Raw genomic sequence first — 23,785 nt, forward strand, 5'->3', positions numbered from 1 at the left:
CAGCTGACGAAGCCGTAACCAATAATAGGACTAATGAAACAGCACTTACGCAGTGCTGTTTTTTATTTGTCTGCCCATTTTGAAGGGCCATTAATTGGACCGTATCAATTTTCATAAAAGTTGACTTTTGGCAAAATCAGACTATCATAATCACTGTAAATTGACCGTTGAGATAATTGGAAAATTTACTTTCGAAAGATGTCCTGATAATAATTTATTTTCAGAAGGAGTGTTTATTTAATGGCAGTAGATTTTGATTCTAAAGAATACCTAGAAGGCCTCGACAAGTACTGGCGTGCCGCTAATTACTTATCAGTTGGGCAATTATTCTTGCGTGACAATCCATTGTTGAAACACGACTTAACCTCGGACGATGTAAAGATTAAGCCTATTGGTCACTGGGGAACAATCGTTTCTCAAAACTTTATTTATGCGCACTTAAACCGTGCCATTTTAAAGTATGATTTGAACATGTTCTATATCGAAGGTTCAGGTCACGGTGGTCAAGTCATGGTCTCAAATTCATATCTTGACGGTAGTTATAGCGAAATTTATCCAAATATTTCTCAAGATGAAAAAGGGATGCAGAAGTTGTTCAAACAATTCTCGTTCCCAGGTGGTGTGGCATCTCATGCTGCCCCTGAAACACCAGGTTCAATCCACGAAGGTGGCGAGCTTGGCTACTCACTCTCTCATGGTACCGGTGCTATTTTAGATAACCCAGACGTTATCGCCGCCGTTGAAATTGGTGATGGTGAGTCAGAAACTGGTCCGTTGGCTGCTTCATGGTTCTCAGACAAGTTTATTAACCCAATCAAAGATGGTGCGGTTTTACCAATCATCAACATGAACGGTTTTAAGATTTCAAACCCAACCATTTTATCTCGAATGAGTGACGAAGACTTAACCAGCTATTTCAAGGGAATGGGCTGGAAGCCTTACTTTGTTGAAGTGGCCGATCCTGAGAAGCACATGCCAGTTCACGAAGACATGGCAAAGGTCATGGACCAAGCAATCGAAGAAATCAAACGAATTCAAAAGAATGCCCGCGATAACAATGATGAAACGTTGCCAAATTGGCCAATGATCATCTTCCGTTCACCAAAGGGCTGGACCGGTCCTAAGCAGGATCTTGATGGAAACCCAATCGAAGGGTCATTCCGTGCTCACCAAGTACCAATTCCAGTTGATGCTGCTCATATGGAACACGTTGATCAGCTCACAAATTGGTTAAAGGCGTACAAACCAGAAGAACTATTTGATGAAAATGGAACTTTGAAGTCAGAAGTCCGCGCCTTTGCACCTAAGGGCGAGCAACGAATGGCGATGAACCCAATCACAAATGGTGGGATTAAACCTGAACCATTGAAGTTGCCTGACTACAAAGACTTTGCCGTCGACGTTAGCGAACACGGTAAGACAACTGCCCAAGACATGATCATTTGGTCAAATTGGTTGGCAGCTGTTGTTAAAGAAAATCCAAACAACTTCCGAGCTTTCGGCCCTGATGAATCCAAGTCAAACAGACTCTACAGCTTGCTTGATGAAGGCAAACGTCAATGGATGGAAAACATTAAGGAACCTAATGACGAAAACATGGCGCACCAAGGTCGAGTCATCGACTCACAACTATCAGAGCATCAAGCTGAAGGTTGGCTTGAAGGATACGTTTTGACCGGTCGTCACGGTTTCTTCGCCACATACGAATCATTTGGACGTGTGGTTGATTCAATGTTGACTCAACACATGAAGTGGTTGCGTAAGGCTTCAGAACAGTCATGGCGCAAGCAGTATCCATCATTGAACTTCGTGGACACCTCAACTGTCTTCCAGCAAGATCACAACGGCTATACTCACCAAGATCCAGGTATGCTAACACATTTGGCTGAAAAGAAACCTGAATTAATTCGTGAATATTTGCCAGCTGATGCGAATACATTGTTGGCTGTCGGGGATGTGGCTTTCCAAAGCAAAGAGAAGATTAATCTAATCGTTACTTCAAAGCATCCACGTCCACAATGGTTCTCAATTGATGAAGCCACTAACTTAGTCCACAATGGCTTAGGCTACATTGACTGGGCATCAACTGATCAAGGTCAGGAACCTGATTTGGTATTCGCCGCCGCTGGTAGTGAACCAACTTGGGAATCATTGGCCGCAATATCATTATTGCATGATGAATTTCCTGATATGAAGCTTCGATTTATTAACGTTGTTGATATTTTGAAACTTCGTTCACCAGAACGCGACCCTCGAGGCTTGACTGATGATGAATTTGACCGCTACTTTACAACTGACAAGCCAGTTATCTTTGCATTCCATGGCTACGAAGATTTAGTACGGGACATCTTCTTTGATCGTCATAACCGCAACGTTCACGTTCACGGCTATCGTGAAAATGGTGATATCACAACGCCATTTGATATGCGAGTCTTGAACGAACTTGACCGTTTCCACTTGGCTAAGGACGCTGTACTTTCAATCCCTCGATTCGCCGTTAAGGGTAGCTACTTTGCTCAACGGATGGACGATATGGTTGCTAAGCATACAGCTTACATTCGTGAAAATGGGACAGATATGCCAGAAATTAACGATTGGCAATGGAAACCATTGAAATAAAGTAAAGTAATCAAAAGAGGGTGAGACAAAAGGCGGTTTGCTTTTGAGCATAGCCTAGATTAACGAATAATCCTGAACTTGGGATTGTTCGTTGATCGTAGCTAGGCGGAGAAAGCAGCCTTTTGGAACCCGACTAAGCAAGAATATTCGGAAATAGCATAGGAGCCGGGACAAAACATTTGTTTTGTCCCGGCTCCTTTTTTGTGTCATTGGTTAATGTTAAGGGTTAACGACAAACTTAGCTGCTTGACCACCATCAACTAACGTAACGTTGTTGGCGACAATTGACCCCATTGCGTCACGAGCTTCAACAGTTGCGTTACCAACGTGAGGCGTCAAAATGACGTTGTGGTAAAGTTCTTCGAATCCTGGGGTAAGTTTTGGTTCGTTCTCGTAAACATCAAGCGCAGCACCGCCAACTTCACCAGCCTTGAGGGCGGCAAGGAGGGCAACTTCATCTACGATTGGGCCACGACCAACGTTGACGATTGAGGCAGTTGGCTTCATTTGCTTAAAGACATCGGCGTTGAATTGGTGATGATTGTCCTTAGTTTGAGGGGCATTAATACTGATGAAATCACTCGTTTTAACTAGCTCATCAAATGGAACATATTTGGCGCCAATGCTTCGGGTTTCAGGATCCGAAACAATGTGTGGCTGCCAGTACTGAACGTTCATCGATAAAGCACGAGCCTTACGAGCAACGTCCCGGCCAATGTTACCAAAGCCGACAATTCCAAGGGTCTTGCCAGCGACCTCATTGCCTAAGAAGTAGAGGGGTGCCCAGCCTGGGAATCCAGTTGTCCGCATCTTATGGTCACCTTCCACAACTCGATGGCTAAGTGCTAAAATGAGACCAACAGTAACTTCAGCAACGGCATTTGTCGAAACGGCAGGTGTGTTGGTTACTGGAATGCCCTTGCTTTTGGCATAATCGGTGTCGATGTTGTTGAAGCCGGCACCAAAGTTGGCGATTAATTTGAGTTTAGGAGCGGCATCAATGATTTCTTGGTCAACCTTCGTTGAAAGCGGGGTGATCAAAAAGTCGACATCAGTAACGTTCTTAAGTAGTTCGTCGTGCGAAATAAGTCCTTCGCCGTCAAATGCTGAGACCGTTAATCCGGCATCCTTAAGAATTTTCACAGTTACATCTGGCAATTTTGCAGAAAGATAAACTTTACTCATTATAAAAAGCCTCCTAATTTGTTTGTATTACTGTACACTTATATTATCGGACGAAAGCGCTTACTATGCAATAGCGCACTTTTTAGTAACCTGAAAGGAAGCTGACCTATGACTGATCAAGTTAGAGAAGAAACGTTACAAAAACTGGTCAATGGGGAGTTTAACTGCCCCAAAGAATTGACGCTATCAATGTTTAGTGGCAAATGGAAAGTTAATATTATTTATCATTTGGGCCAGGAGGGTGCGTACTACTACAACGAACTCCTAACATTATTACCCCAGGCTTCCCATAAAATGATTTCGGAGAAGTTAAAGGAACTGATGGCGGATGATTTAATCGAAAGAACCGAAGAGGACGGTGGGCCACGAGTGAAGGTATCGTACTCACTTACGCCGCTTGGAAAATCATTGTTACCCATCATTAACGCAATGTATGATTGGGGCACGGCGCGGTTGAAGGAATTGCAAATGAACGATGTGCCGTTTAGTTTGGGAAAAGTGAAGTAAACCTTGTGCTGCCTAGTAGTCAATGAAAAAATAGACCAAGATAAAATGTTAATTTATCTTGGTCTATTTTGTTTGTCTTTCAAACAGTTTAAAATCATCAGGTTCGTTTGCCTCAATTTCAATGGGTTCAAAGGTAAACGGCAACAACAGCCCCATCTTCCACGAATGCAGCAACAATCGCTGCTTTCCGTCAGTTGCATATAAGGGATCACCAACAATTGGATGATTCAGGGATGATAGATGTACCCGAATTTGGTGGGTGCGGCCCGTTTCAAGCTGGACTTCCAGCAAACTGGCATCGTTAACCTGACGCAACACCCGATAATGAGTCACTGCATTTTGCGGGTTTAGACCGTTGACGAGCCGTTTACGTTTATCCTCGGGGTCTCGACCAATCGGTGCATCAATGATTCCCTCGGCTTGGTCGAAGTGACCGTGAACCCACGTGAGGTAAGTACGCTTAATGCGCTTTGTTTTGATGAGTTCCGTCATGATGGGGACGACAACTGGATTTTTAGCAATCAAAAGGGCGCCACTCGTCTCCTGATCGAGCCGATTCAAGATGTAAGGCTGTTCACCCTTGGGCTGGAGGTAGGCTGCAACGTGGTTTAAGGTCGTACCAGTTTCCTCGGGCTGATTCGGATGGGTTTTGCTTCCACGCGTTTTATTGACGACGAGTAGGTCATCATTTTCAAATAGAACTTCGACTGTTGCAGCGCTATCTGGCGTTGTCTGCGGATTGGCGTGAGCGAAGTCACTGGGTTCAAAAGTTAGCTGAATTTGGTCACCGGCCTTCACCTCAAAATTAACTGGTAAATAACCGCCATTAACTAGCACCCGTTTGTCCTGCTTTAATGAAAAAATTAGGTGTTTTGGTAACAGCCATTCATTAATGAGTAATGAGCGCAGTGATTGCGTCACAAATTCAGTTGGCAGGATGAAATTAAATTGCCAAGTCATTTAAATCCTCCGTAGCAAAAAAAGCTGGAACAGTTCGTTCCAGCTTTTTTTGACTTTATTTTATTTTTTACTAAGCTTGGATAATTCTTTAGGCTTAACGATTAAAACATCGCAAATAGCTGAACGACTCACGTAGTTTGTTACGGAACCAACCATTAAACGTTCTACGGCTGAAAGGCCGGTTGAACCGATAACGATTAATTGCGTATTGTGATCAGCTGGGAATTCGCGCGCGATAACGGGCTTTGGATTACCAAAACGAACGTGAATTGAAACTGAAGATAATCCGGCATCTTCTGCCTTCTTCTTCAACTTAATCAGCTGGTTTTGAACGTCCTCTGATAGTTTATAGATTACATCGCCACTAACAGCACCGCCATAAGTATCGCTAAATTGGTTAACTTCCAAAACGTTTAGGATATCCAAATGGGTATCGTTTAGCTTTGCAACTTCAATTGCTTTATCTAAAACTGGGTCGGTTGCTTTTGAACCATCAACTGGAGCCAAAATATTATCATATTGTTGTGCCATAGTGATTGCCACCCCTCTTGTAGCTTTTACTTCTTATATGTTAACTATATCATGAAATCCATTTCATGTAAGTAATTTAATTTGAGAAAGTGGTAAATGAAACCGTTTTCTTGTTAAACACCATAAAGAGGTTATAATAAAGTTGGAACCGAATGGAGACCACGGCCTCCATTAATTGCCGCTTAACCGGGTACTCGGTTAGGTGGTTTTTTTGTACATAACAGGAGGGATAACTGAATGATATTTTATCGTATGAAGTCGCATGATATTGGTCGTAACTTGGCAACCGAACAGTATCTCATGAATCACTTGAACTTGACTGAACCACTCTTACTTTTTTATTATCAAACCCCATGTATCATCGTTGGTCGCAACCAAAACACGCTTGAAGAAGTGAATCAAGATTACGTTGCGGAACATGATATTACCGTAACCCGGCGCTTATCTGGCGGGGGAGCAGTATTTGATGACTTGGGCAACTTGTCATTTAGTTTCGTGATTAATAATCCGGATGAGTTTGGTGATTTCAAAACCTTTACCCAGCCAATTGTGGATGCCCTTCACGAAATGGGTGCAACCGGTGTTGAGGTGTCAGGACGGAACGACTTACTTGTTGACGGCAAGAAGTTCTCCGGCAATGCGATGTACACTAAGAATGGCAAGATATTCTCGCATGGCACTTTAATGCTCGATGTCGATCTGGACGTGGTCACCCATGCATTGAATGTTCCAGAAGATAAAATCAAATCAAAAGGAATTAAATCGGTTCGTTCGCGGGTCACTAATTTAAAGCCGTATTTATCACCAGAATATCAAGATTTAGCAGTGCCAGAATTTCGCGATACCATTTTAAAGAAACTGTACGGTGTTGACGACGTTGCCCAAATTGCTGACAAAGAATATCAATTGACTCAAGAGGATGAAGCGGCCATTGAGGATTTAGTGACGAAGTATTATCACAACTGGGAGTGGGTCTACGGCTCATCGCCAGAGTTCACGGTCAAGAAGCGTCAACATTTTGATGCAGGAACGATTGATGCTCGAATTTTAGTGAAGTCCGGAAAAATTCAGCAGATTACGTTCTTTGGCGATTTTTTTGGAACCAAAGACGTGGCGGAACTCGCTCAGCAACTAGTGGGTGTTCGCTACGATGAAAAGACGTTGGCCAAAACATTACAAATGATCAATACGGATAATTATTTTGCTGGAATTCCAAAGCAGCAACTTTTGAAATTATTGGTTTAACAAAATTTTTAGAATTTATGAAAACATTTTCACGTAATCGCTTTCATTTATGCTAAACTGGAAATACAGGCGATTTTATGAAGGATCACCTCAAAATTGGGTATTAGCGAAAGGAGTCTGAGTCATGTATTACATTTCAATGAAATCGCATGATATCGGTCGTAACTTGGCAACCGAACAGTATTTAATGAATAATAGGGAGTTTGATGAACCCTTATTACTCTTCTATTATGAAAAGCCCTGCATCATTGTTGGGCGAAATCAAAACACGCTGGAGGAAATCAACCAGAATTACGTGAAGGAACACGGTATTACCGTTACCCGTCGTCTTTCTGGCGGTGGCGCTGTTTACCAAGACCTAGGCAATCTTTGCTTTAGTTTCGTGGTCGATAGTGAATCTGAGCAGTTTGGTGATTTCAAATCCTTCGTTCAACCTGTTGTTGACGCACTTCATGCTATGGGGGCAAAGAGTGCTGAGGTTTCAGGGAGAAATGATATTCTGGTTGATGGCAAAAAGTTCTCTGGAAACGCCATGTATTCACGAAACGGCAAGACGTTCTCACACGGAACGTTGATGCTTGATGTTGATTTGAACGTGGTTTCTGATGCGTTGAACGTACCAGCCGATAAGATGGCTTCAAAGGGAATTAAATCAGTTAAGTCACGAGTCACTAATTTGAAACCTTACCTGGCACCTGAATATCAAAATATTACTGTGCCTGAATTCCGTGACACCTTGCTGAAGGAATTATTCCATGTGGATAATCTGGATGACATCAAGGACAAGGAAGTCGTTGTGACCGATAAAGAACAAGCGGCCATCGACAAAATTTACGAAGACTATTACAACAACTGGGACTGGGTTTACGGTAACTCACCAGAATTCACCGTTAAGAAGCGTCAACACTTTGATGCCGGTACGGTGGATGCCCGATTCTTGGTTGATCAAGGCAAAATTAAGAATGTTAAATTCTACGGTGATTTCTTTGGACCGGGGGATGCAACTGAGTTAGCTGACAAGATGGCTGGCGTCCGTTACGATCACGATACTTTGAAAGCACTACTGGATCCAATTGATACAAATAAGTACTTCAATGGCATTCCCAAGGAAGAATTGTTGAACCTATTTGTTTAAACTTTTTGACAATTATCACTGAGTTATTTAGAGTAGGACTGTGGCAGTTATGTCACAGTCCTTATTCATACATATAAAAACGAGAAAGAGGTTCACTATGAAAGATAAGCAAGTCATTACTTGGTCGTTTATCTCCATGTTCATCTTCATGATGATTAACTTTTTAATGTCAACACCGATAGTCAAAATAACCGACCGTAATCTCGCGTCAAGCGACATTTGGAAGTCGACGATCTTTGTTTTAATCCTATATTTGATTCCGATTATTCTGGCCGTTTTAAATTGGAAAGCCTCGTTCTACTTTCTGGGACTCGTGATTACAATGTACTCGTTAGGTCTGCTGAACGTTATTTTAACAATGGCGACCAAGAGTGATGCCAGCTTGTTAATCAAGGTGCTAATGGATATTTTTAGTGCGGCTGCAATTGTTGCGAATGCCTATTGGCTAGTGCTAGCATTGCGTTTACGAAAAGAACAAAAGGAAAAACGACGGGTGGAATTAGTCGCCCAATACCAAAAAGAGCATGAACAGGAGACGTCAAAATGAAAATCCATGTAGCAGATCTTTTCAATACATTAAAGGAAGACGGCGTTACCTCACAAAGTAATGCGGTTAAGGCAAAGGACCTGAAGGGCGCTGCGCTGGAAAAAACGCTTCAGTCGCTAGTTGATTACATTGTTAAACAGGGCAAGGCAGAACAAATTAGCCAGGCTGAAGTGACCATTGAAAAGGAAGAATTATCAATTCGTTTGGAAATGAATGTCATTAATTTGCCAGTTCGTTACGTTAGTCCGATGGAAAAAGTGTTAGATGCTGAAAGTGATCAAGACGTGAATGTTTACATGATTGTTGAATCGCCCAAGGTTAATAAGTCAGGTTTACGGATTGATGAAATTGGCACAGTTGATTCAGTGATGGCTGATCCAGCTGCTGCCTTAAAGCAATTTACGGACTTCGTCACTGAAAAGTTGGCGGATATTGCGGTAGCAGATGAGCCTGAACCAGAAAAGTAGCTTTCATTCTGATTGAATTTGTGGTAGAGTAGTTCTTATGCGATGAGTCGAAGAAATCACGCCGCATTTATGCGGTCCGCGCAAGCGGCTAGGTGATGTTTCGAATGCAGGGGCAAGGTAACACCCACCGGATATGCGGGAGCCTTGATTCCAACGGATTGTGGAGTTCAGTGAATCTATTTACATGCAAATGTAAGTACTGTAGATCATAAAAGACCAACCAAATTAATTTTTGGTTGGTCTTTTTTTGCTTGAATTAATGAGAGCTCGACGTGACAAATATTAAGATTTTGAGTAGAAAGGTTGATATAAAGGTTTTTTTCATTTTGCTGCCTTTGTTTTTGCTCATTATTTAGCTAAAGTATTATATAATTCTCTTAGAAAGAGGGATGGTAAATATGAATATTGCAAAAAAGTCATTATTAATCGGTACAGTAGTACTAAGTTTTGTCGGAATTATTGGTACAACAACTTCTAAAGCGTCGGCAGCCACAATTACGACAAGTTATACTGCATTAAAAACTGCTGCAACAAAGCGAAATGTTGAAACGACTGGTAAGAATGCACTTTATTCAAAACCAGGCACAGTTAAAGGAGCAAAAGTAGTTGCTTCTAAAGCGAAGATGGCAACTTTTAAGACCTCTAGCAGTTCAGCATATTATTTTCGTGCTTATGGATATGCAAAGACCAACACCGGTTCAGTCTATTACAAAGTGGTATCGATGAATGGTAAATATCGTGGGTATGTTTATGGTGGGAAGACACTCAATGCTTTTTCTGGAGGAGTGAAATCAGCCAAAACCACGCAAAGTGTTGATTTACCGACTGGAACGACCTTTTATTTCAATAAATTAGGTAAAGCATATGGTACTTGGACATCACCACAATATACACAGTATAAAGCCAAGAAGTTATTAAGTAATGTCAATCCAACTTCAGCTGCGGGTAAAAAATATGCTGCTGATCCACTTACAGTAACAAAGGCAGTTAAAAAAACTCGTGAAGGTTGGGTTTACTACTACATTGAGGATGCAAAGCACCCAGAAATTAACGGCTGGATTTATAGTAAGGCGGTGCTAAATTATCTTGATGAAGATTACTATGGTAGTTATGGTATTTCAGTGAGTTATCAAGATTCAGAATCTGGTAAGTCAGTTGGGAATGCCTTTGTTGGACCATATGAAAAAGATAGTTCGACATCATATGACGAGTTGCTTAATCAAGTAAGTAGCACAAGTTATCTCCCATCTGGATACAAAGTAACCTCCATGAAGATTCAGGATGGCTCAAATACGACATTAAGCACAGGAGACACAATTGCTGTCGGAAGGTATCCAGTAATCGTTTCAGTAAGTAAGTAGATTTGTTAAATTAAAGCCATAATAAAAATGACGTATCCTTAAATTGAGGATGCGTCATTTTTATTACTTAGTATTAGTCAATACATCAGCTATATCATGAATATCTTTTGGCGTCGTTCGACAACAGCCACCAATCATTCTGGCACCGGCTTTTAGCCAAGCGGGCGTCAATTGTTCAAAGGAAGCTTCTTCTTCCTGTGACTGCCAGGTTTTGGTTTTTGGATCGTAGGTTTCACCAGTATTTGGATAAACGATGATTGGCTTATCCGTGACTGCTTTAATGGTTTGAATAGCCGCTGTGATGTTCGTCATGGCGGTGCAATTCACGCCAATCGCGATGATTTGGTCGTGGTCGTTGAAGTAGCTCACGGCCTTTGCGAGACTGGTGCCGTCGCACAGCGTCTTAGAATCGCGAATGCTAAACGAAATCCAGGCCGATTGTTGTGGAAATTCACTTTCCAGCAAATTAGCTAGAGATTGAGCTTCCTTGAATTGTGGCTGGGTTTCGAAAGCAAACAGGTCAACACCGCTGTTGGCGAGTAACTGCATACGCGAACGGTGGAAATCTTTCAATTCATCCACGGATAAATTGTAGTCACCGGTGTACTCGGCACCATTTGCGAGAAAAGCGCCATAAGGTCCGACACTTCCAGCGACAAAGAATCCGCCCTTTGCGGCTTGTTCTGCTGGCGTTAGGGCCGTCCACGCATCATCGCGGGCACGTTTGGCAATTTCAACCGCATTGGTAATCATTTTCTGAGCATCGTCGGCTGGAACTCCCGCTTTGACAAACGCGTCGATGTTGGCCTGATAGGTGTTGGTGATGGCAACTTGGGCTCCGGCATCGAAGTAGCTTTTGTGAACATCGTAAATTGCTTCGGGTTGTTCAATTAGGGCCATGGCCGACCACAAGTCGTTATCAGTATCGATATCATGTTTTTCGAGTTCGGTTGCCATTGCGCCATCAACCACAACGGGCTGGTTTTTCAATATTTCTGGCAGTGATTTGGTCATTGACCGGGAACCTTCTTTCATTTACAGTAGTAAAGTTGAGTATTTTAATCATATTCTAATGTGAGCAACAAAGTCAATTATTGAATTGGAAATGAGGGAATTTTATTGGAAGATAGTGAATCAACTGAGTTAGGCACATTGGAACGCAAAATGTCCTCGCGCCATCTATTAATGATTTCATTAGGCGGTGTTATCGGAACTGGACTATTCTTGAGTTCTGGCTATACCATTCACCAAGCGGGTCCCATTGGTACAATTATTGCGTACCTCATTGGCGCGCTTTTGGTGTACGCGGTCATGCTGTGTCTGGGTGAATTATCCGTGGCGATGCCGGTAACTGGGTCGTTTCACGTGTACGCCACTAAGCTCATTGGACCAAGAACTGGGTTCACGGTGGCGGTCCTATATTGGTTAACCTGGACGGTGGCTTTAGGGTCGGAATTTACGGCGGCTGGGCTCATTATGCACCAGTGGTTTCAAAATACGCCGGAGTGGATTTGGAGTGCCCTATTTATGATAGTCATTTTTTTAACAAACGCCTTTTCGGTGCGGTTCTTTGCCGAAGCGGAGTTCTGGTTCTCTAGCATCAAAGTGGTGGCAATTGTCATCTTTATCATCATCGGAATTCTTGCCATTACCGGAGTTATCCCGATTAAGGGTTATGCCCATGCACCAGGTTTACATAATTTAACCGCAAATGGCTGGTTCCCAACTGGATTCAAAGGGGTCTTTACCACGATGCTGACTGTTAACTTTGCCTTTTCTGGGACGGAACTAATTGGCGTCACGGCGGGTGAAACTAAAGATCCCGGTAAGACACTGCCTAAAGCGATTCATACAACCCTTTGGCGCTTAGTTCTATTCTTTGTTGGTAGTATTTTTGTCATGGCATGCTTGATTCCTTATCAGCAAGCAGGTGTGACTCAGAGTCCGTTTGCTCTGGTTTTGAACCATATCGGGTTGCCATTTGCCGGTGACTTGATGAACTTCGTCGTACTGACGGCAATTTTATCGGCTGCAAATTCTGGGCTGTATGCCTCAACCAGAATGCTATGGTCCATGGCAAATGAGCACATGATGCCGCAAGCACTATCACGAACGACGCACCATGGTGTCCCGTTTATTGCGCTCGTCATCAGTATGATTGGCGGTTTGCTAGCACTCTTTTCAAGTGTGATTGCTGCGTCAACCGTCTATTTGGTGCTTGTTTCCGTTTCGGGGTTGGCGGTTGTGTTCGTTTGGATGGCGATTGCCATTTGTCAGCTAATTTTTCGGAAGAAGTATGTGGCTTCCGGTAAAAAGGTTAGTGATCTGGTCTTCAAAACGCCGTGGTATCCATTTATTCCGTGGTTTGCGTTTATCGGCTCGCTGTTGTCATGCGTGTTGATTGTGTTTGATGATGCCCAGCGCCCAGCGTTATTTTACACGTTGCCGATTGTGGTGGTTTGCTATGTCGGATATGGGCTTTATATGAAATTGAGTCGGAAATAGTAATAAGGAGCATTCCAGATGGAATGCTCCTTATTTTACTCGGTAAACTTGATCGTGAATTAAATCAAAATGAGTGTAATTTTTATTGAGTTTCTGGGTCACATCATCATTGATGTAGTCCGCTTGTTCCCAAAAGGTTTTGGATCCCGTAGCGCCATTCTTTTCGCCAATGACAATGAAGGCTGGTTGAGGATTGAGTGTTCGCAGCTTTTGAAGAACTTGCCAATCAATGTCCAACTTATCTGGTGACCAGGACATGATAACGACGTCGACTGGATACTTGTCGATAGCGGCGAGGGCGTCCAATTTTTCAACGGCTGTGACGGGGTGCTTACCCGTTTCGTTTTCTGCTACCCAGGCCTTATTGTCGGTTGTATAAACGGTCTTTTGGGCGTCACGCAATCCTTTTGAAATGTAGCCGTTCCCGGCCATGAGCTCGAGTACGGTTCGATTTTCAACAAAATCAGCTAAATCCCGCATGAAGGAAGCCGAGATGTAGGCCCACATTCCGTAATGTTCTTCCAGGTAGTCACGGAAGGAACGAATTTGTTTATCCAAATCTGGTAGAGCCGCGGAAAGTTGATTCCAAAGGGTGTCGCCCCGTTTGTCGCCGGCAGGGTACTGTTGACCAATTTTAGTGAAGATTTGATCCTGAATATCGTCAGGTAACAAAAGTTCAGGTAGGGACTGTGGCAGCAGGCCAGCATTCAACAAACGGTCAGCCTCAACGATATTGTTGATGAGGAGTTTAACACTCGGATAGTCGGAGAAAAGCTGACGGTAAGAAATGAGTTTTTGGATATAACTGGATTGGGCAGGATTCTTTTCCGGTAGCTGCGAGGATTTTTTGTGTTTCAGTAATTTTTTTCGTTGTTTGGGGGTCATTTTGAGCTCCTTTCATTAAATAAAGAAGGGATCAGAACAGATTCGTCTAATCCCGGTAACTAGTTGGGTTCCTAAAGGGGCCTCATTTTTAGTCTAAATGTAAATCTAAATCTAATTCTTCTGAATGATTCTTACGCGATGGTATTGGCTTGCGTTGGCCTTTGCCATGTAAGTAGCCGTTGATTAGCTGGTAAATTTCGTAGCGATCTTGGGAACTAATGTTAAGTTCATTGAAGGTCAGTTGCTTACCAGATAAAAAGAGGCGTCCTAAGTCGTATTCATCTCGCTCGGTTTTGCCGGCCAAGTAATCCATCGTGACGTCGAAGTATTCGGCGAGTTTGCGAACTTCAACGAACGATGGGGTTCTTGCGCCACGTTCCCAGTTGCCAATTTGAGAAGCGGTATTTTCATGTTCTTTGTCTGGCTTGAATTGTTGGTTTAAGCCTTCAGCTAGTTTCTCTAGCGTAATGTTTTGGCCACGACGTAATGCGCGTAAACGTTCTGGAAACATGTCGTCTCACCCCTTTCCTACCATTATAGCGCTACTTTATGAAAGTTACAGCTAAAAACCCGACGCTCTGGGAGATTGCGCAAATTAGAGTTGCAATTTATGGTGGTGATGCCTATCATAATCAGGTGATCAAAATCGGAAATCAAGGTATTGGAGTGGAAACTGTGAAGAAACGGAACAAAATTATTTGGATTAGTCTAGCAAGCGTTGTGGCAGTCGTTCTGATTGGCATCTTTGTCGCAGGAATGTATTTCTACAACGTTGCGGTCGCTCGGAACAAGAAGGACTTCATTAACAACAATACGACAATTTCAAAGACGGACCCGTTACGGAAACAAAAACTTTGGTATCGGAACGTTAAAAAGCAAACGTGGACGGAAACGTCTGCGACTGATAATTTTAAATTGGACGCCAATTATATTAAGGCGGATAAGAAAACTAATAAAACCATCGTGATTGCCCATGGATTTGGTGATGATAAGAGCCGAATGGGCGCATACGCTGGCATGTTTCACGAAATGGGCTATAATATTTTGGTACCTGATGATCGTGGTGCCGGTGATAGCCAAGGAAACTACATTGGGTTTGGCTGGCCGGATCGGCTGGACTATTTGAAGTGGATTAAGCAGGTCATCCGCAAAAATGGATCTAACTCCCAAATTGTGATGTTTGGTGTCAGCATGGGTGGGGCCACAACGATGATGGTCAGCGGTGAGAAAACTCCGAAGCAGGTGAAGGCCTTCATTGAGGATTGTGGGTATACCTCTGTATATGATGAGATAAGTTACCAAGCTAAGCAGATGTACAATTTGCCGACCCTGCCACTGGTTCCGGCTGTAAGTGCGATTACGAAAGTTCGTGCTGGATACGGGTTTAAACAGGCGAGTGCACTCAAGCAAGTTAAGAAGAATAAGAAACCGATGTTGTTTATTCACGGAACAAATGATAAATTTGTGCCAACACGCATGGTTTATCCTTTGTATAAGGCGGATAATGGGCCCAAGAAATTAGTTCTATTTAAGGGTGCAGCTCACGCAAAATCGTATCAAAGCAACCCGAAAAAGTACGAAAAAACGGTCAGCGATTTCTTGGCAGACTACTTTAACTAGTCAATGAGGATAGGAATTTGAAAAACAATCAATTAAGGCAGAAACTCAAACAAAATAAATTAAATCATGAATTAACCTGGTTGACGTTGCTGGCAACGTTTACGATGGGAATGATTGATGCTTACACGTTTATGGCTCATGATCAGGTGTTTGCGAGCGCGCAGACCGGGAACATGGTCGTTTTTGCGGTCAAATTGTTTACGAAGGGCATTGGATCAGCTTGGGTCAATATTCCAGTTTGGATTGCTTTTGGGCTAGGTTGTTTTATTGCGCAAGGGATGCTGGAAATCCCAACGGAAAAGTTATCGCGTCATCACCAAAATCAAATATTTATGGTTGTGAACGTGAGCGTGCTATTAATTTTGGCAATTGTTCAAGAGTTTGATAGTGCGGACTATTTGGTATGGCCGCTTGGCTTTTTATCAGGTTATGAGTTAACAACGTTTAGAACGGTTGGGAGCATCACGGCTAACAATGGCATCATGACGGGTAATTCAAAAAATATGATGAACAGTCTGTATCAATGGCTGATTGATCATGATATGAAAGCTAAAACAAAGTTTAAAACCTTGTGCGCAATTGTGGTGGTCTTTGTCTTCGGCGCTGGGGCTGGGGCGCTTCTCTGCATGACAAATGCAACTTGGCCACTATGGACGGGATTTGGTCTAAATTTGGTGGCGTTATTAACCCTATTTATTCATACAAATGGAAGCGTAGATTCATCCGATTTTGATGGGTGAGTGACGCTTCTTTTTTTGATTTTGGAATCGACCTCAAATGGCGTATAATGACGAGAGAAGTTCTATTTAATTTTCGTGGAATAAGAAGGGAGAGACGAGCCAATTTTAATGATTATAACGAGTTTAATAATGCTGATTATCGGGCTCGTCTTGGGGGCTGTGTTGCGGAACTCAAAGCATCAGCACGAGTTGACGCAGGCCACACAACAAGCTGACCAGATTTTGGCTGATGCAAAAGCTGAGGCAGATCAAAAGGCTGCTGATGTTATCAACAGTGGAAAAGAACAAGCGCAGTCGTACCAAGATAATAGTGAAGCGGAACTAACCTCTCAACGGGAAGATATCGAGGCCCGTGAAGTCCGAATTAAGCAACGTGAAAGTACGCAAACGTTGGTTGAAGCCCGCCTAGATGACCGGAATCATGATTTAGATGGCTTTAATACAGAATTGAACCAAAGCGAGCAGACTTTAAAGGACAAGCAGGCGCAGGCCAATGATTTGGACAAGAAGCGTAACGAAACGCTGAGTCAGGTTGCTGATTTGGACTATCTATCTGCTCAGCAAATGGTTCGAAACCGGACTGCTGGCGAATTAAAGGCCGAGCAAGATGTCGAAGTTCGAGAAATTGATGAAGATAGCTTGGCAACTGCCGATAAAAATGCACGAGATATCATGATTGAGGCGATTCAACGGGGTCCTATCGATGAGGCGCGTGAGCATAATGAGCACACCGTGGTGATTCCAGATAACGATAGTCGCAGCAAGATTGTCGGGCATGAGGGTCAGCATATTCGGTTGATTGAGACATTAACGGGAACTGATTTGGTATTTGATCCAGAGGATAAGACGATGCTGTACATTAGTACGCACGATCCAATCCGCCGGGAAACGGCTCGAGTTGCTATTGAAGCACTGATTGCGACACGTCGGGTTTCCGTTAACTCCATTGAAACACAAGTTAATAGTGCGTTACGCGATGTGATGCACGATCTTTGGGAAACGGGTGAACGCGTTGTTAGCAAACTTCGCCTAGGCTTTATGCATCCGGATCTTATCAAATTAATTGGTCGAATGAAGTATCGAACGTCATATGGTCAAAATGTGCTAGCCCATTCAGTAGAGGTTGCGCAATTAGCCGGCATCATGGCTTCCGAGTTGAATTTAGATGTTCGGGTTGCTAAGCGAAGTGGCCTTTTGCATGATATTGGTAAGGCAATTGACCATGAAATCGAAGGCACCCACGTTGAAATTGGAACGGAATTAGCGAAGGCCTATAAGGAAGATCCAGTCGTGATAAACGCCATCGAGGCTTCCCATGGGGACGTTGAAAAGACGAGTCCAATCGCCGTCTTGATTGCTGCGGCAGATTCTATTTCTGGTGCGCGTCCTGGGGCCAGAAGTGAGTCCGCAGAAGACTACGTGAACCGGTTGCGTAGTTTGGAAAAGATTGCGAATGATCATGAAGGGGTCAGCGATAGTTATGCAATCCAGGCTGGCCGTGAAATTCGAATTGTGGTTAAACCGCAAATTCTTAATGACGACCAAAGCGTTGAGCTGACAAAGCAGGTTAGAGATCAAATCGAGGATGAGTTAACTTATCCAGGGAAGATTAAGGTCACGACCATTCGTCAGTATCAGGCTGTCCAACATGTTGGCGAAGAAGAAAAGAAGAAGAAACGAAAAAAGAGAGCGTGATACCTCACGGGTTTAATCGAGGATGATAGCACGTTTTCAAACGAACACTAACTAGATTATAAAAGCGGAACAACCATGATGATTCATGGCTGTTCCGCTTTTAGGTTGCTATTTAATTACTTTGAAATTATGGTTCACATCCGCCTTAATCAACGGATGTTCACGCAAATAATCGGCAATTATTTGACTCATGCTTGTTTTATTTTCAGCAATAATTTTATCTTCACTAAACATGTCGTAATGGCCGCCACCGCCAGCGCGGTAGTAATTCAACACAATTTTCAGCGGTTCGTCATCCTTAACGGGTTGATCATGATACGTCAAGTTCTGGATGCGATTACCAACTGGCTCTGAAACGCGGATTTCGTAATTAACCCCCTCGTACATGTCATAGTTATATTGGCGGTGTTTGGGGAAAACGAAGCTTGGATTAACGGCGATTTCACCATCGTTGTCTAAAACGAAGTAGCGGGCCGAGCGTTCGAGCGCCTCTTTCAACTCCTTGCCTGTAACCTGAACCACAGCCAAACCATCCGGATAAACGTAATTCGTCATAATATTGCGCATGGTGATGGGATTTTCAAATCCGGCCCCTTCGTTGTTGAACAGGGCGGTCGCTGAAATATCGACACCCATTGTGGCCATTTGCACGCGTTGAATAAATTCTATGTAGGCACTTTCTGTGATGCGCGCTTGAAAGGGATCGGTAACGGTCAGGCTGCCATCAATTTTGCCAAGCGGCTGTTCTAACCAAGAGTCCACTTCGCGATCGAGACTTGCCGTGGATTCCATAATAGCCTTGTTTAAAGGGGCTTCTTTGGTATACACGAGTTCCGCTTGACTGTCTTCGACAACAAAACGATCATCCTTTTTCTCAATCTGGAGGGTGATTTTTCCAATGGCATCTCCCCGGAAACCAGGCTGCGTAACGGGAGTTCCGAACACTTTAGCAGCAATATGACGGTGTTGATGACCGGTGATGAGCGCATCAATCCCTTTGATATCTTTGAGGAGCTGATAAGCTTCATTTTCACCGGGGTTCTTCTCAGTTGGTTTGCCGGTGTTTAAGTCGCGTTCGAAACCGCCGTGATAGGCGACAACTACGACGTCTGCCAATTGATGAAGGAACGGAACGAAATAGCGCGCAGTCTCAACTGCTGACTGAAAATGGAGTCCCTCAATGTTGTCCTGGCGCTCCCACTGAGCAACAGTTTGAGTTGTGAGGCCCAGAATGGCAACCTTCAAGCCGTTTCGATTGATAATTCTAAATGGTTGGCCCAGCGCAGCCTGACCATCAGCGTTAAGAACGTTGGCGTTGACAAAATGGCGGTCCGATTCATTTATAGCAAGTTTTAAGTAATGCTTACCGTAATTAAATTCATGATTTCCCAATACGCCACAGTCGTAACCGATTTGATTGTAAGCATCCATTAGCCACTGGGGATTGTGCACTGGCTGGACCTGAGCAACGTAATAGGCAAGCGGTGATCCCTCAAGAAAATCGCCATCGTCAATTGTAATGACGGGGCCATTTGCTTTTTGACGCTCTTCCTTCATAATTGTGGCGACTCTGGCTAAGCCAAAGGGCAATAAGCTGCCTTGCTTCACGTAATTTGTGGGAAAAACGTAGCCATGAATATCGCTTGTCGATAAGATTGTCAGTTCCATAATGGTGCCTCCGAATTGATGTGATTGCTCCTATTATACCGTTTTATATTAGAAAGTGATATCACAATACAATTGAGATAAGTTTTAAGTTATAATGGGCATATATTATATTTTAGGAGCGCAAAATGAAAATTAAAAAATTGATCTTAACGGTTATCGTGCTGACGGTGGGCTTGTTCAGTGGGACGGCTCTTGCACAGGCGGCAAGTACAGCGGAAGCGCCCACGTACAAGGCGATTTCAAGTTTAAAGACGGTTAATTACTACACTAAAATGAGACCAAGCGGTCACAATTATGGCCTTTATAAATCCGGCGGTTGGAAAACTTCTGAGACGAATGTCAGCAAAATTGGCGCTAGTTTGACGTACAAAAATAAAACCATCCACATTACGCGTGAAGAAAAAACGGTGGATGGAACCTGGCTTAAATTCACCTATAACCATACATATACGGCCTGGGTTCATCAAAACGCCACCGTTAAATCATACCGATACCTCAATGTGCCACTGATTGCTCAGCGACCAGAGCTACCGACCGGCTGTGAAATTACTGCAGTAACGATGATGCTGAAATATGCAGGCGCCAATGTGAATAAGACGATGTTGGCGAACCAAATGCCGCGAAGCCGCAATCCTGACAAAGGATTCGTGGGGATCCCCTATTCAAAAACCGGTTGGTACATTTATCCCAAGGGACTAATGAAGATCGTTAAAAAGTATGCTGGGTCATCCGTTAACATGACGGGCAGCTCATTCAATCAAATTAAAGCTAAAATTAATCAGGGTCGCGCCGTTGTTGTTTGGGTCGGCGGTGTAGACGGTTTTGTCAACCACGCGCTCACCGTGCGAGGCTATTCAAGCACCCGAGTCTATTACAATGATCCATGGACAAAGAAGAAGACGAGCATGACGATTACAAGTTTGCACAATCATCGGAAAAAGGATGCGTATCGCGCATTGAGTTACTAAAAACGGACTAATTTAGTTCGTTTTTTTGTTGGTCATGGTATGCTCTATTTGTAAAAATTAAGGAGGCTATACCATGTCAAATACGAGTGCACTTTATCCCTACCTTACTTTCGACAACACCAAAGCTGCGTTAGCTTATTATCAGGCTGTTTTTGGCGCCGAGGATGTTGAACGATTGCCCGTTACTAAAGCCGCGGCTGAAGCGATGCACATTCCGAGTAGCGTTAACTATGAGGATTTAACGATGCATGCCGTCTTTACAATTTTAGGAAATTGGGTTTATTCATCGGATAATTTTAATCATGATGACCAGTTGACGAATAGCACCAGGTTACTGATTGACGTGGATAGCGGCGATGCGGAAATGCTGAAAAAGGCGGAAGCCCTCTACCACTCATTTGAAACGGATGACTCGGTGACGATTTTGATGCCACTTGCGGATCAGGGTTGGGGCGCTAAAATGGGAATGGTGACGGATAAGTACAATGTGACGTGGATGCTCCAAATTAGAAAATGGTAAAAAAGAAGATGGCACAAAACTTTTGTTTTGTGCCATCTTCTTTAATTTACTCGACAAAAAAATGCCCGCCACTGGGGAGGTGGCGGACAACATAGGAGTAGGTGGCTTACATCACTGTAAGCCGATATTTTACTTTGGAGGAGTAAAATGAAAAAGCTTAATATTAATTACTAATATTAGGTTATGTGTATATAGTAGCAACTAAATGTGAAGAAATTGTGACGTTTTTTTGATGGAAAAGTGTTTTTTTATTCAATTGGCCACATTTTGCATGTAGGCAAGTTCATCGGTAGAAATCTGCTGGTACAGTTCATTTCCCAATTTCTTACTTATTCTACCAGATTGAACACTCGTTTGAACGTAATTATATTCATATTGGAAATCTTGGAGAAAGAGTTCTTGTTCCCGTTCCTGGTCAGCTTGATCAGCACGGTAGCGACTGTGGTGCTCATTGTAAGAATGGCGGACCACTGAGATTTCTGCTGAATTATCAGTGTTTGCGGCATCCTTTAAGTAGGTCATCACTTGCTCGTAAATTTTATTTTCAATTTTGACCATGTCTTCCCGCATTTTTTGTAATTTAACCGTTCGTTGGTCAAAAGAGCGAGATTTAAAATCAGACTTTCGTGGTTGATTCCGTTGGCGACCAACTTTGCGCTTTCCTCGGAGTCGAAGTAAGACAAAGGAACCTCGTCTCAAGAATTGCTTAAAGCGACTGCCTTGCGTGAATCGTGAATGAAATTGTGAGAGTCGTAGATAAGTTTGGGCGGTATTTGGATCGATTTCGCCATCGCGGGCCATCTTTAGAGCCACATCCGTTGTGATTTGATTGGTCTGATTAAAAATTTCCTGCAATTTTTTCCGATTAACGCGTCCACTAGACCCTTTTTGACTGAGAAGGGTTTCTAATACGGTAGCAATTTGTGCATCGTCTTTCGGCGAACTGGCAATAAGTTGTTGGGAAGCGTAATCGACCATCTGATTTCGATGCAGCGTGACTTCTTCATCAGAAAGAATATTTTCCTTTTTAGGCAGCAATAATGGCAAAATAACGGTTGGCACAACTAGGCTTAAAATGATGACGACGGCCGCCACGAAGATGATGGCGTTCCGATAAGGAAGTGCTTTGCCAAACGCAGTGAGCGGCAAAGAGAAGGCCATCGCGAGGGTGATGGTTCCGTGGACGCCACCAATTGCATTCAGTAGCGCGGTCGAGTTACGCTGCTCTTTTTCTGCTCCTAATTTGGCAAGGTCGAATCGGACCCAAAGGAACCGGACAAGTAGAGTTGCGAGATAAAGGGCAACTGCTAGGGCAAATAGAATCGGCATCAGCTTACTTTCACCACGCATAATATTTTGCCAAACGGTTGGTAACGTCGCCCCCCAACAGGACGAAGACAAAGCCGTTGAGGACATTTTCCACAACTTGCCAGGCCGTTTTATTTTCCATTTGTAGTTGCGTGGAAGAAAGTCGTAACCGGGACTGAGATAGCCCGTGGATTAGGCCTGCTGCGACAACTGCCAAAATACCAGAAAAACTAAATAGTTCCGCAATGAGATAGATGGCAAATGGCGTAATTAAGTTATAGGGGATAATCACGGCTGCTGGGTTCATGGTTTGCTGAATTAAAAAGAGGCGCAAACTCACTGAAACCGCACCGAGGATCACACCGATTATGAGGCCGCCGATGAAGACCCACAAAAACTGTTTTAAGCTATCAAAAACGGAAAAGTTTCCAGTCGAGAAAGCGGTGAGGGCCAAATCGAATGCCACAATTCCGGATGCGTCGTTGAATAAAGACTCGTTTTTCAGTGCGGCCATGACGTTGCGAGGCATTTTCAAGTTTCCCGTAATTGAGGAAACTGCCACAGCGTCAGTTGGGGTAATGATGGCCGCGAGTGCAAATGCAAAGCTAACGGAATAGTGGGTAAAATGCTGTGGCTGAGGAAACCGGCGATGGTAATGCTTGCAATCACCAGTAGGACAGAAAGTGAAAAGGTGGTCCCAATTTTGCCACGCATAGATTTTGTATCGGCGTTCTGACCATCATTAAACATGAGTGGCGAAATAATCGCCATTAAAAAGATTTCAGGTTCCAAAGTGAAGTGTGAAAAAAGTGGGACAAGCGACAAAAGCAGGCCTGCGCCAATTTGGTAGAAAGCGAGTGGTATTTTATCGTACCAGGTATAAATCATATTTGTGATAATGCTGGCAATCACTAATAAGGCGATTAAAAAGAAATCGGTCAACTTTGTCTCCCCCCTTGAATACTTTTACTAACTGAAAGTGTACCGCAAATCGGTCAATTATTCAGGTTGTTTGGTCGATGTTCGGTAATTAGTTACTGAATCATTTTTTTAATTTGAAAAAGCCAAGTCATAATAGTTGTTATTTCATGATTATAATGATTCTAAATCGGATAATGTGAGACTTTCGGGGTGTTTCTTTATTTAAAACGAGAAAAATAACAACTAAAAAACCGTCTGAATAATACGAACTATATTAAGATTACAACAGTATATTGTTCGTATCGTCTATTAAAATTCACGAGACCAAAAAATGCCTTGAAATCGTTGATTTATCAAGTTATTTTGCACACAGTAGTAAATGGTTTAACTCCTAATTT

21 protein-coding genes and 1 pseudogene are annotated in these 23,785 nt (G+C 43.2%); 13 read left to right on the top strand and 9 right to left on the bottom strand.

All coding sequences use genetic code 11. The features are described from left to right. Window positions 1-240: 240 nt before the first annotated feature. A complete protein-coding gene (locus FGL90_RS05200) occupies window positions 241-2,619 on the top strand; it encodes a phosphoketolase family protein (protein WP_010620435.1) in 2,379 nt (792 codons plus the stop codon). 219 nt (window positions 2,620-2,838) lie between these two features. Here FGL90_RS05200 and FGL90_RS05205 read toward each other — a convergent pair whose 3' ends face one another. Further along, window positions 2,839-3,804, bottom strand: a complete 966-nt coding sequence (locus FGL90_RS05205) for a 2-hydroxyacid dehydrogenase family protein (RefSeq protein ID WP_010620434.1) — start codon at window positions 3,802-3,804, stop codon at window positions 2,839-2,841. Window positions 3,805-3,912: 108 nt separating this feature from the next. Between FGL90_RS05205 and FGL90_RS05210 the strand changes: the two genes are divergently transcribed. After that, window positions 3,913-4,311, top strand: coding sequence for a winged helix-turn-helix transcriptional regulator (locus FGL90_RS05210; RefSeq protein ID WP_010620433.1), 399 nt, complete (start codon window positions 3,913-3,915; stop codon window positions 4,309-4,311). Window positions 4,312-4,374: 63 nt separating this feature from the next. On the opposite strand, the gene FGL90_RS05215 is transcribed toward FGL90_RS05210, so the two are convergent. Beyond that, window positions 4,375-5,271, bottom strand: coding sequence for an RluA family pseudouridine synthase (locus tag FGL90_RS05215; protein ID WP_010620432.1), 897 nt, complete (start codon window positions 5,269-5,271; stop codon window positions 4,375-4,377). Between the two features lie 60 nt (window positions 5,272-5,331). After that, window positions 5,332-5,802, bottom strand: a complete 471-nt coding sequence (locus FGL90_RS05220) for a universal stress protein (RefSeq protein WP_010620431.1) — start codon at window positions 5,800-5,802, stop codon at window positions 5,332-5,334. 237 nt (window positions 5,803-6,039) lie between these two features. Here FGL90_RS05220 and FGL90_RS05225 point away from each other — a divergent pair, with 237 nt between their 5' ends. From FGL90_RS05225 to FGL90_RS05245, 5 genes are all read left to right on the top strand, one after another. Beyond that, window positions 6,040-7,047, top strand: coding sequence for a lipoate--protein ligase (locus tag FGL90_RS05225; RefSeq protein WP_147657193.1), 1,008 nt, complete (start codon window positions 6,040-6,042; stop codon window positions 7,045-7,047). A gap of 124 nt (window positions 7,048-7,171) precedes the next feature. Then, window positions 7,172-8,182, top strand: a complete 1,011-nt coding sequence (locus FGL90_RS05230) for a lipoate--protein ligase (RefSeq protein ID WP_010620429.1) — start codon at window positions 7,172-7,174, stop codon at window positions 8,180-8,182. A 97-nt stretch (window positions 8,183-8,279) separates the two neighbouring features. Next, window positions 8,280-8,729 carry a hypothetical protein gene (locus FGL90_RS05235; RefSeq protein ID WP_010620428.1) on the top strand — a complete coding sequence of 150 codons (450 nt, stop codon included), beginning with the start codon at window positions 8,280-8,282 and terminating at the stop codon, window positions 8,727-8,729. Beyond that, window positions 8,726-9,196, top strand: a complete 471-nt coding sequence (locus FGL90_RS05240; protein WP_010620427.1) for a hypothetical protein — start codon at window positions 8,726-8,728, stop codon at window positions 9,194-9,196. Before FGL90_RS05235 ends, FGL90_RS05240 begins: the two co-directional genes overlap by 4 nt. A gap of 398 nt (window positions 9,197-9,594) precedes the next feature. Continuing rightward, window positions 9,595-10,557: a hypothetical protein gene (locus FGL90_RS05245; protein ID WP_010620426.1), complete on the top strand. Its 963-nt coding sequence runs from the start codon at window positions 9,595-9,597 to the stop codon at window positions 10,555-10,557. Between the two features lie 63 nt (window positions 10,558-10,620). Here the strand turns inward: FGL90_RS05245 and mmuM are convergent, their stop codons facing one another. Further along, window positions 10,621-11,571 carry a homocysteine S-methyltransferase gene (gene mmuM, locus FGL90_RS05250; protein WP_147657195.1) on the bottom strand — a complete coding sequence of 317 codons (951 nt, stop codon included), beginning with the start codon at window positions 11,569-11,571 and terminating at the stop codon, window positions 10,621-10,623. Between the two features lie 150 nt (window positions 11,572-11,721). Between mmuM and FGL90_RS05255 the strand changes: the two genes are divergently transcribed. Next, entirely contained in the window at window positions 11,722-13,062 is a 1,341-nt protein-coding gene (locus tag FGL90_RS05255) for an amino acid permease (RefSeq protein ID WP_147657894.1), read from the top strand. A 30-nt stretch (window positions 13,063-13,092) separates the two neighbouring features. On the opposite strand, the gene FGL90_RS05260 is transcribed toward FGL90_RS05255, so the two are convergent. Together FGL90_RS05260 and FGL90_RS05265 are read right to left on the bottom strand one after the other, a co-directional pair. Further along, entirely contained in the window at window positions 13,093-13,947 is an 855-nt protein-coding gene (locus FGL90_RS05260; protein ID WP_147657197.1) for a response regulator, read from the bottom strand. Window positions 13,948-14,035: 88 nt separating this feature from the next. After that, window positions 14,036-14,458, bottom strand: a complete 423-nt coding sequence (locus tag FGL90_RS05265) for a helix-turn-helix domain-containing protein (RefSeq protein WP_147657199.1) — start codon at window positions 14,456-14,458, stop codon at window positions 14,036-14,038. A gap of 38 nt (window positions 14,459-14,496) precedes the next feature. On the opposite strand from FGL90_RS05265, the gene FGL90_RS05270 reads away from it, so the two are divergent. The 3 genes from FGL90_RS05270 to rny all read left to right on the top strand — a co-directional run bounded on the left by FGL90_RS05270 (window position 14,497) and on the right by rny (window position 18,002). Next, window positions 14,497-15,567 (top strand): alpha/beta hydrolase, encoded by a 1,071-nt coding sequence (locus FGL90_RS05270; protein WP_010620420.1) that lies wholly within the window; start codon window positions 14,497-14,499, stop codon window positions 15,565-15,567. Window positions 15,568-15,584: 17 nt separating this feature from the next. Then, the gene (locus FGL90_RS05275; protein ID WP_147657201.1) at window positions 15,585-16,307 is read left to right on the top strand and encodes a YoaK family protein; all 723 of its coding nucleotides are present in this window, start codon (window positions 15,585-15,587) and stop codon (window positions 16,305-16,307) included. A 108-nt stretch (window positions 16,308-16,415) separates the two neighbouring features. Continuing rightward, window positions 16,416-18,002, top strand: coding sequence for a ribonuclease Y (gene rny / locus FGL90_RS05280; RefSeq protein ID WP_029327601.1), 1,587 nt, complete (start codon window positions 16,416-16,418; stop codon window positions 18,000-18,002). A gap of 108 nt (window positions 18,003-18,110) precedes the next feature. Here rny and FGL90_RS05285 read toward each other — a convergent pair whose 3' ends face one another. Next, window positions 18,111-19,670: a bifunctional metallophosphatase/5'-nucleotidase gene (locus FGL90_RS05285; protein WP_147657203.1), complete on the bottom strand. Its 1,560-nt coding sequence runs from the start codon at window positions 19,668-19,670 to the stop codon at window positions 18,111-18,113. 125 nt (window positions 19,671-19,795) lie between these two features. Between FGL90_RS05285 and FGL90_RS05290 the strand changes: the two genes are divergently transcribed. Both FGL90_RS05290 and FGL90_RS05295 read left to right on the top strand, forming a co-directional pair. Further along, complete coding sequence (locus FGL90_RS05290) at window positions 19,796-20,638, top strand: C39 family peptidase (protein ID WP_147657204.1); 843 nt, start codon at window positions 19,796-19,798, stop codon at window positions 20,636-20,638. A 73-nt stretch (window positions 20,639-20,711) separates the two neighbouring features. Next, window positions 20,712-21,158 carry a VOC family protein gene (locus FGL90_RS05295; protein WP_010620415.1) on the top strand — a complete coding sequence of 149 codons (447 nt, stop codon included), beginning with the start codon at window positions 20,712-20,714 and terminating at the stop codon, window positions 21,156-21,158. Window positions 21,159-21,410: 252 nt separating this feature from the next. On the opposite strand, the gene FGL90_RS05300 is transcribed toward FGL90_RS05295, so the two are convergent. Beyond that, the gene (locus FGL90_RS05300; protein ID WP_187240400.1) at window positions 21,411-22,574 is read right to left on the bottom strand and encodes a cation:proton antiporter; all 1,164 of its coding nucleotides are present in this window, start codon (window positions 22,572-22,574) and stop codon (window positions 21,411-21,413) included. Beyond that, window positions 22,498-23,354: pseudogene (locus FGL90_RS10660) on the bottom strand (cation:proton antiporter). Before FGL90_RS10660 ends, FGL90_RS05300 begins: the two are co-directional and overlap by 77 nt. Between the last annotated feature and the right edge of the window lie 431 nt (window positions 23,355-23,785).

The sequence above is a fragment of the Secundilactobacillus malefermentans genome (assembly GCF_008033155.1).
GTDB lineage: Bacteria > Bacillota > Bacilli > Lactobacillales > Lactobacillaceae > Secundilactobacillus > Secundilactobacillus malefermentans.